This is a genomic window from Kitasatospora sp. NPDC015121, from assembly GCF_055562955.1.
Genome location: NZ_JBVHEH010000012.1, coordinates 289,934 through 301,746, shown reverse-complemented (window position 1 = coordinate 301,746; position 11,813 = coordinate 289,934). Strand labels below are relative to the sequence as shown.

10 protein-coding genes and 1 rRNA gene are annotated in these 11,813 nt (G+C 75.5%); 4 read left to right on the top strand and 7 right to left on the bottom strand.

The window, feature by feature from the left end:
• A 5S ribosomal RNA gene (gene rrf, locus ACZ3J7_RS20115) occupies positions 1-87 on the top strand; the annotation flags it as partial.
• Positions 88-161: 74 nt separating this feature from the next.
• On the opposite strand, the gene ACZ3J7_RS20110 is transcribed toward rrf, so the two are convergent.
• The 6 genes from ACZ3J7_RS20110 to ACZ3J7_RS20085 all read right to left on the bottom strand — a co-directional run bounded on the left by ACZ3J7_RS20110 (position 162) and on the right by ACZ3J7_RS20085 (position 5,944).
• Entirely contained in the window at positions 162-566 is a 405-nt protein-coding gene (locus ACZ3J7_RS20110; protein WP_465622789.1) for a hypothetical protein, read from the bottom strand.
• 33 nt (positions 567-599) lie between these two features.
• Positions 600-1,913, bottom strand: coding sequence for a DUF58 domain-containing protein (locus tag ACZ3J7_RS20105; RefSeq protein WP_465622787.1), 1,314 nt, complete (start codon positions 1,911-1,913; stop codon positions 600-602).
• Between the two features lie 74 nt (positions 1,914-1,987).
• Complete coding sequence (locus tag ACZ3J7_RS20100) at positions 1,988-2,992, bottom strand: AAA family ATPase (RefSeq protein WP_465622785.1); 1,005 nt, start codon at positions 2,990-2,992, stop codon at positions 1,988-1,990.
• Positions 2,971-4,212, bottom strand: a complete 1,242-nt coding sequence (locus tag ACZ3J7_RS20095) for a DUF4350 domain-containing protein (RefSeq protein ID WP_465622784.1) — start codon at positions 4,210-4,212, stop codon at positions 2,971-2,973. Before ACZ3J7_RS20095 ends, ACZ3J7_RS20100 begins: the two co-directional genes overlap by 22 nt.
• The gene (locus tag ACZ3J7_RS20090; protein WP_465622782.1) at positions 4,209-4,886 is read right to left on the bottom strand and encodes a DUF4129 domain-containing protein; all 678 of its coding nucleotides are present in this window, start codon (positions 4,884-4,886) and stop codon (positions 4,209-4,211) included. The genes ACZ3J7_RS20095 and ACZ3J7_RS20090 overlap by 4 nt, the downstream gene beginning before the upstream one ends.
• A 5-nt stretch (positions 4,887-4,891) precedes the next feature.
• The gene (locus ACZ3J7_RS20085) at positions 4,892-5,944 is read right to left on the bottom strand and encodes a glycerophosphoryl diester phosphodiesterase membrane domain-containing protein (protein ID WP_465622781.1); all 1,053 of its coding nucleotides are present in this window, start codon (positions 5,942-5,944) and stop codon (positions 4,892-4,894) included.
• 227 nt (positions 5,945-6,171) lie between these two features.
• On the opposite strand from ACZ3J7_RS20085, the gene mtrA reads away from it, so the two are divergent.
• Genes mtrA through ACZ3J7_RS20070 form a run of 3 tightly spaced genes read left to right on the top strand, consistent with a single transcriptional unit; the run spans position 6,172 to position 10,788 of the window.
• A complete protein-coding gene (gene mtrA / locus ACZ3J7_RS20080; RefSeq protein WP_030459579.1) occupies positions 6,172-6,849 on the top strand; it encodes an MtrAB system response regulator MtrA in 678 nt (225 codons plus the stop codon).
• A 2-nt stretch (positions 6,850-6,851) separates the two neighbouring features.
• Positions 6,852-8,957: an MtrAB system histidine kinase MtrB gene (gene mtrB, locus ACZ3J7_RS20075; protein ID WP_465622778.1), complete on the top strand. Its 2,106-nt coding sequence runs from the start codon at positions 6,852-6,854 to the stop codon at positions 8,955-8,957.
• Positions 8,932-10,788 (top strand): LpqB family beta-propeller domain-containing protein, encoded by a 1,857-nt coding sequence (locus ACZ3J7_RS20070; protein ID WP_465622775.1) that lies wholly within the window; start codon positions 8,932-8,934, stop codon positions 10,786-10,788. The genes mtrB and ACZ3J7_RS20070 overlap by 26 nt, the downstream gene beginning before the upstream one ends.
• Here the strand turns inward: ACZ3J7_RS20070 and ACZ3J7_RS20065 are convergent.
• Positions 10,772-11,551 (bottom strand): ComF family protein, encoded by a 780-nt coding sequence (locus ACZ3J7_RS20065; protein ID WP_465622773.1) that lies wholly within the window; start codon positions 11,549-11,551, stop codon positions 10,772-10,774. The two genes, ACZ3J7_RS20070 and ACZ3J7_RS20065, sit on opposite strands and share 17 nt — an antisense overlap.
• Positions 11,552-11,813 lie beyond the last annotated feature (262 nt).

Below are 11,813 nucleotides of genomic sequence, written 5' to 3'. Positions count from 1 at the left end.
GGTTACATTCCGAACCCGGAAGCTAAGCCTCACAGCGCCGATGGTACTGCAGGGGGGACCCTGTGGGAGAGTAGGACGCCGCCGAACAATCTTTCGGAGAAAGCCCCCTGACGGGATGTCAGGGGGCTTTCTCGCGTTCCCGGGGGAATTCCGGTCAGGGGTCAGTCCGACTCCTCGGCGTCTTCGATGAGCAAGGTGACCATCTCGTCGAGGCGTTCGTCGCTGACCTGCGGCACGGTCCAGTCGTTGCCACGGGCGTGCTCGACGAACGCCGGGTCGAGTTCCACGTGGTAGCGCTCCACGTAGTGGGCCAGGACGTAGCACCACAGCCAGTGTCCGTCCGTGACGAGGTGCGGGCCTGAGAGGAGTCCCCCGGTCTCGCTCAGCACGTCGGGTACGAGTGCGGGGGTGCCGACCAGGAGCCTGCCGGCGCGTAGGTAGCGCACCAGGTCGTCCTCGTGCGCAGCGGCGTCCGCCCGCACGGCGGGCCGGATCGACGGGCCGTCAGGGGTGCCGTACTCCAGCTCCCTGAAGCCGCCGACGAAGGGGAACCTGTCGGAGATCACCTGGCAGAGGGTAGGGCATCCGCCGGCACGGGCTCAGAGGCGGCCGGCGGCCTTCAGGGCGAGGTAGGTGTCGGCGAGGGCCGGGGCGATGGACGCGGGTGGGGCGTCCAGGACGGTGACGCCCCGGCGGGTGAGGAGGTCCGCGGTGTGGCGGCGGTCGGCGCGGGTCTGTTCGGCGGCGGCGGCGGCGTAGACGTCGCGGACGGTGGTGCGGGGGGCGTGGACGAGTTCGTCGAGGCGGGGGTCGGCGACGGAGGCGAGGACGAGTTCGTGGCGCTTGGTCAGGAGCGGGAGCTGCGGGAGCAGGCTCTCCTGGATCTGGTGGGCGTCGAGGCCGGTGAGCAGGACGATCAGGGAGCGCTGCGGGGCCATCCGCAGGGCGGTGGAGGTGAGGGCGCGCAGGTCGGTCTCGATCAGGGCGGGTTCGAGCACGGCCATCGCGTCGGTGAAGGCGGGCAGCACCTCGGCGGGGGAGCGGCCGGCGACGGCGGCGCGGCGGGTGCGGTCGTGGGCGAGCAGGTCGACCCGGTCCCCGGCCTTGGTGGCGAGGGCGGCGAGCAGCAGGGCGGCGTCGAGCGCGGAGTCCAGGCGGGGGGCGTCGCCGACGCGGCCGGCGGAGGTGCGTCCGGTGTCGAGGACGATCAGGACGTGGCGGTCGCGTTCGGGGCGCCAGGTGCGGACGGCGACGGTGCTGCGGCGGGCGCTGGCGCGCCAGTCGATGGAGCGGACGTCGTCGCCGGGGAGGTACTCGCGGAGGGAGTCGAACTCGGTGCCCTGGCCGCGGGTCAGGACGGAGGTGCGGCCGTCGAGTTCGCGCAGGCGGGCGAGGCGGGAGGGGAGGTGCTTGCGGCTGGCGAAGGGGGGCAGGGCGCGGATCCGCCAGGGGGCGTCCAGGTTGGCCTGGCGGCCGGCGAGGCCGAGCGGGCCGAGCGAGCGGACGGTGACCTTGCCGGCGTGGTGGTCGCCCCGGCGGGTGGGGGCGAGCGGGGTGGTGAGGCGGCGGCGCTCGCCGGCCGGGACGGTGACCCGGTGGCGGGAGGCGGTCGTCGCGGTGCCGGGGGCCCAGGCGGAGGGGTACCAGGCGTCGCGGATCCGGGCGCGCAGCGGCCGGCCGGAGGGGTTGGTGACGAGCAGGTCGACGCCGGTGGCCTCGCCGAGGCGGACGGTCGGGTCGCCGGCGCGTTCCAGCACCAGGCGGCGGACGGGGGCGGCGAGCAGCAGGTCGGCGGCGACGGCGGCGAGCAGGGGCAGCACGGCCACGCCGATGCCCGTCCAGGAGGGGAGGAGCAGACCGACCAGGAGGGCGCCGAGGGCGGCGATGAGGGCCGTACGGCCGGTCAGGGCCATGGGGTGGCTGGGCTCGCTTTCTGGGGGCGGGGACGGCGGCGGGCCGGGGACGGGGCCCCGGCCCGGGGGGCGTGCTACCGGGGGGCGGGCGTCTGGGCGAGGACGGCCTGGATGACGCTGTCGGCGGTGGTGCCCTCCATCTCGGCCTCGGCCCGGAGCTGGACGCGGTGCCGCAGGGTGGGCAGGGCGAGCGCCTTGACGTCGTCGGGGGTGACGTAGTCGCGGCCGGCCAGCCAGGCCCAGGCGCGGGAGGTGTTGAGCAGGGCGGTGGCGCCGCGCGGGGAGACGCCCATCGAGAGCGAGGGCGACTGCCGGGTGGCCCGGACCAGGTCGACGATGTACGCCAGGACCTCGGGGGAGACGGTCAGCCCGGCGATCTCGGCGCGGGCGGCGGCCAGGTGCGCGACGCCCGCGACCGGGCGGACGCCGGCCGAGGCGAGGTCGCGCGGGTCGAAGCCGTTCGCGTGCCGGGACAGGACCTGGAACTCCTGGTCGCGGGTCGGCAGCGGGAGGATCAGCTTCATCAGGAAGCGGTCGAGCTGGGCCTCGGGCAGCGGGTAGGTGCCCTCGTACTCGACGGGGTTCTGGGTGGCGGCGACCAGGAACGGTTCGGGGAGCTTGCGGGGTTCGCCGTCGACGGTGACCTGGCGCTCCTCCATGGCCTCCAGCAGGGAGGCCTGGGTCTTGGGCGGGGTGCGGTTGATCTCGTCGGCGAGCAGCAGGTTGGTGAAGACCGGGCCGGGCTGGAAGGAGAACTCGGCGGTGCGGCTGTCGTAGACCAGCGAGCCGGTGACGTCGCCGGGCATCAGGTCGGGGGTGAACTGGATGCGCTTGGTCTCCACGTCGAGGGCGGTGGCCAGGGTCCGCACCAGCAGGGTCTTGGCGACGCCGGGGACCCCCTCCAGCAGGACGTGGCCGCCGCAGAGCAGGGCCACGACGATGCCGGTGACGGCGGCGTCCTGGCCGACCACGGCCTTGGCGATCTCCTCGCGCAGGCCGGTGAGGGCGGCGCGGGCGTCGCCGGACCGGTCCGGGACGGTCTTGAGCAGCTGGTCGGTCACGGCTGTCGTACCTGCCATTCCATGTCGTCGAGGTCGTCGGCGAGCCGCAGCAGTGCGGCGTCGTCGGTGGGGGCCGGGCCGTACAGCAGGTGCTGGAGGTCGGCGGCGGGGCGTCCGAGCCGGGCGGCGGCGGCCTCGGTGAGGGCGGCCGGGTCGGGGTCCCCGGAGGTGTGCGGGAGGCCGAGGGCGGCGGCGGTGCGGCGGCGGGCGGCGCGGCGCAGCGTCTCGGCGGCGTGGCCGCGGGCGTTCGCGCGGTGGTAGAGCCGGGCGCGGCCCTCGGTGGTCTCGGAGGCGCGGACCACGGCGGGCAGCCGTTCGGTGAGCACCGGGCCGAGGCGGCGGGCGCGCCAGGCGACGGCGAGCAGGCCGGCCAGGGCGAGCTGCAGGGTGCCCCAGTACCAGCCGTCGGGGATGTAGTCGCCGAGGTCCTTGCGGCCCTCGGCGACCTGGTGGGTGCTGTCGTCCAGGGTCTGCCAGACCAGTCGTGGGTGGGCGCCGAGCAGGCCGAGGGCGAGGGCGGCGTTGCCGTCCCGGTCGAGGGCCCGGTTGGTGAGCGGGGTGCCGCTGCCGAGCAGGACGACCTGCTGGTCGCCCCGGGTGCGGCTGAGCAGGGTGGCGCCGCCCTGGACGGGGTAGCACTCGGTGTCGCCGGGGCGGCCCCGGTAGCTCTGGCCGCCGGCGGTGGTGCTGCCGGCGGTGACGGCCTCGGGCAGCGCGCAGTCCGGGACGGCCGGGGCGTGGCCGCCGCCGGTGTAGCCGGCGAGGGTGGCGCCGGTGGCGAAGGCGTTCAGCAGGGGCTGCTCGGGGGCGATCAGGACGAGGCGGCTGCGCGCGCCCCGGGGCAGCGCGGCGAGTTCGGCGAGCTGCTGGTAGGCGAGCTCGTCCGGGGCGGTGAGGACGACGGTGGTGTCGTCGGCGCGCAGGGCGGCGGCGAGGTCGGCGGGGCGGGAGGCGGTGCGGCTGGTGACGCCGTGCCGCTGGAGCAGCTGGTCGACGGCGCGGGTGCCGCGCGGGTCGCCGCTGCGCGGGTCGAGCGCGGAGTAGGCGGAGGTGCCGGGGATGCCGGCGACCAGGCCGCCGACCAGCAGCAGGACCAGGGCGGCCAGCAGCCACCAGCGGGCGCGCCGCCAGCGGGTGCGCAGGCCGTGGCGGGGGGCGGCGGGGCCGGCTGGGGCGGGCGCCGCGGTTGCGGGCTCGGCGGTGGCGGGCGGCGGGGCGGTGGGCGGGGCGGTGGTCATGCGGTTCCTCCGCCGGCCGGGACGGGGACGGGCCTGGTCCGTCCGAGGTTCTGGTCGAGGTCGGCGAGCAGCCGGTAGGCGCGTTCGTCCGCGGGCCGCTCGCCGAACGCGATGTCGTCGAACAGCCGTGCCGCGGAGGCGAGTTCGCGGGCGTGCTGGGGCAGGGCGCGGCCGGCCTCGGCGGCGGCCTCGTCGGCGGTGCGGCCGGGGCGGGGGGTCAGCAGGGTGCGTTCCTCCAGGGCGCGGACCAGGGCGCGCATCTGCTCGCGGACGGCGTCCTCCCAGGCGCCGGCGGCGGCGTGCGCGGCGGCGTCGGCGCGGTGCCGGGCGGCGCTGCGCGGTCCTTCGGCGCCGGTGAACAGCGTCCCGGCGGAGCGGGCGGCGCGGCGGGGTGCGCCGTAGCGCCGCCAGAGCACGAAGCCCAGGACGAGGGCGAGTACCACCAGGACGGCCAGTGCGGCGTTGCCGCCGCCGCCGAGCGGTGCGGCGACGCCGTCCAGGGCCCGGCCGACCTGCTCCTTCACCCAGTCGACGAAGCGTTCGATGGCGCCGGGTTCGTGCTGGTGGTAGACGGCTTTGCGGAGTTCCTCGTGGGCGGCCTCGCGGGCCGCTTCGCGCGGTACGTCGATGGGGGTGCCGTCCGCGAGCAGCGCCCCCTCCCCCCGGAGTCCCATCGCGGTCAGGCTCCCAGCGGCACGGCGGCGGAGGCGGCCGGGGTGGCGGGGGCGTGGCCGAACAGGCCGCCGGCCCGGGTGAGTTCGAGGTCGAGCGCCTCGCGGCGGATCCGCTGGTCGGTGTAGATCAGGGTCTGCAGGGCGCCGCCGAGCGGGAGGAGGACGGTGCGGGCGACGGCGGCGAAGACGGCGGTGACGGCGATGCCGACCGCGGCGTTCACGTCCTCGACGGCGGGGGAGGCGGGGACGGTGCCCAGGATCTCGGTGACGATCTGGCCCGGGAGGGTCAGCACGGTGGCGACCAGGGCGAGGCAGAGCTGGAAGACCAGCACCAGGCCGAAGATCCGCCACCAGGCGCCGCCGGTCAGCCGCCAGGAGCGCTTGAGCGCGCCGGTGACGGGCTGCTTCTCCATCACCAGCGCGGGCACCGCCAGGTGCAGCTTGACCCACAGCCAGGCCACCGGCAGCGCGGTGAACAGCACGAGCAGCAGCAGCGCGGGCTGGTCGGTGACGGCGGCGACCACGAACAGCGGGACGACCAGGACGCCGAGCGAGCCGAGCAGGATCGCGCCCAGCAGCAGGCACAGGCCGGTCAGGGCGCCGAGGCGGGGCCGGACCTGCTGCCAGGCCTCGCGGGGCGTGGTGTCGCGGCCGAGCAGGCCGTTGCCGACCACGGGGGCGACCAGTCCGGCGGAGAGGGTGCCGAGCAGCATGCTGAGCGGCCACAGCAGGTAGCCGGAGGCCCCGGCCAGGGCCGGGGTGCCGCTGACGTGGATCCACCAGTCGACGCCGGCCTGGAGGAGTTCGAGGGAGACGCCCAGCAGCAGGCTCAGCCCGTACGCGGCCCGCCAGTTGCGGCGGACCAAGGCGAAGGCGCCGTCCATCAGTTCGCCGAAGCCGAGCGGGCGCAGCGGGACCGGGCCGGTGCCGGGGGTGGCGTCGGGGGAGGACGGGAGCGCGGCGGCCGAGGGCGCGGAGGGGGCCGGGTGGCCGGTTCCGGTGGTGCCGGGCGGTGCTCCGGGAGAGCCGGGTGACGTCCAGCCCGGGGTCTCGGTCATCGACGCTCCTCGTCGGGGCACCCTGGCTCGGGTGCTTCGGGGTGCTTATCGTGCCATGGTGCGCACGCGTACCCCAGCGGTCTCCCGTTGCTGATCCACAACGGTCCGGACAAGGCCTCCGAACCACGACCTTTGCGATGGTATGACTGGTTCGGCGCGGGGTCGGGGGAGCGGGACGGAACCGTCGTGCGGCGCAGGTCACATTCGGGTGATGAGAAGATGGAGACATGAAGGGACGTGTCCTCGTCGTCGATGACGACACCGCACTGGCCGAGATGCTCGGCATCGTGCTGCGTGGTGAAGGTTTTGAGCCGTTTTTCGTCGCTGACGGGGACAAGGCGCTGGCCGCCTTCCGGGAGACCAAGCCGGACCTCGTACTGCTCGACCTGATGCTGCCCGGACGGGACGGCATCGACGTCTGCCGGCAGATCCGGGCCGAGTCGGGCATCCCGATCGTCATGCTGACCGCGAAGACCGACACGGTCGACATCGTGGTCGGCCTGGAGTCGGGCGCGGACGACTACGTGACGAAGCCGTTCAAGCCCAAGGAACTGGTCGCCCGGGTGCGTGCCCGGCTGCGCCGGGCCGAGGAGCCCACACCCGAGCAGCTGACCATCGGGGACCTGGTGATCGACGTCGCCGGGCACTCCGTCAAACGCGAGGGCCGCGGCATCCCGCTGACCCCGCTGGAGTTCGACCTGCTGGTCGCGCTGGCCCGCAAGCCCTGGCAGGTGTTCACCCGCGAGGTGCTGCTGGAGCAGGTCTGGGGCTACCGGCACGCGGCCGACACCCGGCTGGTCAACGTGCACGTGCAGCGCCTGCGCTCCAAGATCGAGAAGGACCCGGAGCGCCCGGAGATCGTCGTCACCGTGCGCGGTGTCGGGTACAAGGCCGGGCCCAGCTGAGGATGAGCGACACCACCAGGGCGGACCGCTCCCCGTCGGACGAGCAGTCCGGCGGGGAGCACGCCGTGCGCGGCGACGTGCTGAGCTCCACCACCGGCAGGCCGCGCCGGCGCCGGTGGTGGGCGCAGCTGCTCGCCCCGGTGGTCCGCCCGTTCCGGCACCCGGTGGGCCGGCTGCTGGCGCTGTACCGCCGCTCCATCCAGCTGCGGGTGGTGGCGATGACGCTGCTGCTCTCCTTCGTGGTGGTGCTGGTGCTCGGCGTGGTGGTGGTCGCCCAGGTGCGCACCGGCCTGCTGGAGACCAAGCAGAAGTCCGCCCACGGGCAGGCCCTGGGCGGCTTCCAGATCGAGCAGGACAAGATCAACGAGGCGATCAACCTGCAGGCCAAGGCCGGCGCGACCGCCGACCCGACCCGCGACCAGATCAACGCCTGGCTCACCAAGCAGGTCTCCGACCTGGCCTCCGGCGGCTCCGGCGTCTACTCGGTGATCGCGCTCGCCCCCGGCGGCCAGGAGGCCAGCGCCTCCAGCGCCGGCCTGCGCGGCGCCCGGTACTCCGGCTCGATCCTGCCCGACTCGATCACCCCCGAGCTGCGCGCCAAGGTCGCCGCCGACCCGTCCAACCCGCAGGAGCAGCCGGTCAAGCTGCACCGCGCCCCGGACAGCCAGGCCAAGCCGGACGACGACAAGGGCCTGGCGATCGGCAAGCAGTTCACCGGCCCGGACGGCACCTCGTACCAGCTGTACTACGTCTTCTCCTTCTACCAGGAGACCTCCACCCTCAACCTGGTGATCGGCACCCTGGCCACCGCCGGGCTGTTCCTGGTGATCCTGCTGGGCTGCATCGCCTGGCTGGTGGTCCGCCAGGTCGTCACGCCGGTGCGGATGGCCGCCGGGATCTCCGAGCGGCTCGCGGCCGGGCACTTCGACGAGCGGATGAAGGTCACCGGCACCGACGACATCGCCCGCCTCGGCGAGTCGTTCAACCGGATGGCCAACGGCCTGCAGGCGCAGATCCGCAAGCTGGAGGAACTCTCCCGGGTGCAGCGCCGGTTCGTCTCGGACGTCTCGCACGAGCTGCGCACCCCGCTGACCACCGTCCGGATGGCCGCCGACCTGATCTACGACAGCCGCGAGGACCTGGACCCGATGGCGGCCCGCTCCGCCGAACTGCTCCAGGACCAGCTGGACCGCTTCGAGTCGCTGCTCGCCGACCTGCTGGAGATCAGCCGGTTCGACGCGGGCGCGGCGATCCTGGACGCCGAACCGGTCGACCTGCGGGACATCGTGACCCGGGTGGTCGAGGCGGCCGACCCGCTGGCCCGGGCCAAGGGCAGCGCGGTGCTGATCCGCGGCGCCGAGAACCCGGTGCTGGCCGAGGTCGACGGCCGCCGGATCGAGCGGATCCTGCGCAACCTGGTGGTCAACGCGCTGGAGCACGGCGAGGGCCGGGACGTGGTGATCCGGCTCGGCTCGGCCGAGGGCGCGGTCGCCGTCGGCGTGCGCGACTACGGCATCGGCCTCAAGCCCGGCGAGGCCTCCCGGGTGTTCCACCGCTTCTGGCGGGCCGACCCGTCCCGGGTGCGGACCACCGGCGGCACCGGCCTCGGCCTGTCCATCGCGGTCGAGGACGCCCACCTGCACGGCGGCTGGCTGCAGGCCTGGGGCGAGCCCGGCGGCGGCTCGCACTTCCGGCTGACCCTGCCGCGCACCCGCGGCGGCGAGATCTCCCGGGCCCCGTTCCGGCTGGAGCCGGAGGACTCCCGCTACAACCGCGGCATGTCCTCGGCCGGCGCCCCGTACCGGCGCACCGCCCGCGGCGCGACCGCGCTGGCCGGCGGCGAGTCCACCGCCGTCCCGGAGACCCCGGACACCGAGCGGCACGCCTTCGGCTCCGGCCTCGGCGGCGTGCTCAGCATCGGCCCCGGCCTGGGCCGGCCCACCGCCGCCCCGGTCTCCGCCCCCTCGGACGTCACGGGTTACGGTGCCACGGGCGCGCAGATCGTGGTCGACCGCGGCCGCCCGACCCAGTCGGCCCCGCCCGCACCGGACGGCGCCGAGACCGACCAGGAGGGGACCGCCGGTGCGCAGGACAGACAGGACGACTGACCGGCGGGCCCTCGCGGCGGGCTGGGCCGTACTGCTGGCCACCGCCGCCACCGGCTGCGTCTCGATGCCCTCCGGCGGCGCCCCGCAGCGCCTGGAGGTGTCGCAGAACGCCGCCGACGCCCTCCAGGTGCACGTCTACCCGGTCGCCCCGCGCAAGGGCGAGAGCCCCCGCGACCTGCTCGCCGGGTTCCTCGACTCCTCCAACGCCGACCAGGCCGACTACGACACCGCCAAGCAGTACCTGACCACCGTCGCGGCCAAGACCTGGAAGCCCGACGCCGGCGTGGTGGTGCTGGCCGGCGCCCCCAGCCCGGGCGGCGGCCAGCCCCCGGACGACGCCGTGGTCTTCCGGCTGACCGTCGAGGGCAAGCAGGTCGCCGCGCTCGACGAGCAGCACACCTACCAGGCCCACCCCGGCCAGTCCTACCAGCAGGTCTTCACCTTCGTGAAGGAGTCCGACGGCCCCGACAAGGGCGAGTGGCGGATCAGCGACCTGCCCAACGGCCTGATCGTCGACCAGACCAACTTCAAGAACACCTACAAGCCGGTCCACCGCTACTTCTTCGCCGCCACCGACCGGTCCGCCACCCGCCCGCAGATCTCCCCGGTGCTGGTGCCCGACCCGATCTACCTGCGCCGCCGAATAGACCCGCTGACCGAGGCCGCCCAGGCCACCGCGGACGGCCCCTCGCGCTGGCTCGGCCCGGTGGTGAGCAGCAAGCTGGACGGCGTCCGGGTGCGGGGCGCCAGCGTCGGCGACAACCGGGTGGCCACCGTCAGGCTGGAGGGCGGCGACCCGGCCGCCTGCAAGCAGATGGCCCAGCAGCTCTTCCAGACCCTCGCCGACCAGCAGAGCAAGCTCGACCGGCTCGACCTCTCCCTCACCGGCGGCAGCTGCTCGCTCAGCGCCGGCGAGGCCGCGCTGGTCGCCCCCGGCGCGCTGGCCGGCACCGACAACGGCGTCCGGGCGTACATCCAGTCCGAGGACGGCCGGCTCAGCACCTACCAGGAGGGCCTGGACCCGGTCCCCGTGCCCGGGCCGCTCGGCCAGCCGCCGCAGGCCGGACAGTTCCGCCCCGGCACCGGCGCCGTCGCCGTCCGCCGGGACGGCAACGCCGCCGCCGCGGTCAGCGCCGACGGCCACGACCTGGTCGAGGTCGAGCTGTCCGAGAACGCCAAGTACGGCGAGCGGATCGTCTCCAGCCGCGCCCCCGCGCCCGACCAGGGCCTGGCCTCGCCCAGCTGGGACGGCCGGCAGGACCTCTGGCTGGTCGACCGCGACCCGGCCGCGCCCCGGGTGCTGCTGGTGCGCGAGCGCACCGTCGTCCCGGTGCAGGTCGACGGGCTGGACGGGCGCACCGTGCGGTCGCTGCGGATCTCCTCCGACGGCACCCGGATCGCGCTGCTGCTCAGCCGCGGCACCGGCCAGGCCAAGCTGGCGCTCGGCCTGGTGCAGCACGACGGCAGCTCGAAGAACCCGACCGCCCGGATCACCGGGCTGCGCGACGTCGCCCCCCAGCTGACCGAGGTCGCCGCCGTCTCCTGGGGCGACACCGACCAGCTGGTGGTGCTCGGCAAGGAGGTCGACCGGCTCCAGCAGCTGCACTTCCTCGGCACCGACGGCTCGCAGTCCACCGACTCCCCGCTGCAGGGCGGCGAGTCGATGACCTCGCTGTCCGCCACCGAGGCCCGGCTGCCCGCCGACCCGACCGGTCCCTCCGGGCCCGCCGTGCTCACTGTCTCCGACCACGGCCTCTACCGGCTCAAGGACAACCAGTGGCACGAGGTGCCCAGCAAGTCCGACCCCGGCGCGTTCATCTACCCGGGCTGAGCCCGGCCTCCCCCGCGACCGCCCCGCGCCGCCCCGGACCCGGCCCGCGCCGGGCGGTGGCCGCGACGGTCGCCGCCGCCCGCGGCGGGCAGCCCGCCGCGCGCAGCGCCCGGGCCGCCTCGGCCAGGCTCGCCCCGGTGGTCACCAGGTCGTCCACCAGCACCAGCCGGTGCCCGGCCAGGGCGCCCGCCAGCCGGGCCGGGACGGCCAGCGCGCCGTCCAGGTTGCGGTGCCGCTCGGCCGCGCCCAGGCCCGCCTGGTCGGCCACCGGGCGGCTGTGCCGCAGCACCGGCGCGACCAGGGTGGCGATCCCGCCCCGGCGCAGCTCGCGGGCGGCGGCCCGGGCCAGCCGCAGCGTCGGGTCGTGGCCGCGGGCCCGGGTCGCGGCCCGGGCCGAGGGCACCGGCACCAGCAGCAGCGGGGCGGCGCCCGCCCCGGTGGCGGAGCGCACGGCGGCGGCCAGCGCGCCCCCCAGCGGGGCGGCCAGCCGGAGCGCGCCGCGCTCCTTGTGGGCGAGCAGCAGGTGGCGCACCGGTCCGGCGTAGGGGGCTGCGGCGTGCACCGGCGGCAGCCCGGGCGGCGGGCGGTGCGGTCCGGCCGGGCCGGCGGCGGCGCCGTCCAGCAGCGCGCGGCAGGGCGGGCAGAGGCCGCCGAGGCCGCTCCCGCAGCCGGCGCAGCGGGCGGGGAGCAGCAGGTCGAGCAGGGCGGCGACGGCGCGGGCGGGGACGGATCCGGGCTGGTGGGCGGTGCTGCGGCTCGTCACGGGAACCCCTCCGGAACGCGCGCCGGGCGGCGGCGTCAGCCATACGGTCGGCGGTGCCGGGCGTGTTGTCCAGCCGTTCGCCGTTGTTTCACCCGTAGGTGGGTAGACAGGGGGGAACAGCCGGGCCGCCGACCGCACGCCGGTACGTTCGTTCGACTGGGGAGGCGAGATCCCCGCGTCGGGTGTTGCATGAGGCTTCCAGGGGTTTCGAACGCTCCTGGTGGGGAGGAAGTGAGTAAGAGGGCCGGTGGTCCTCGTCGGC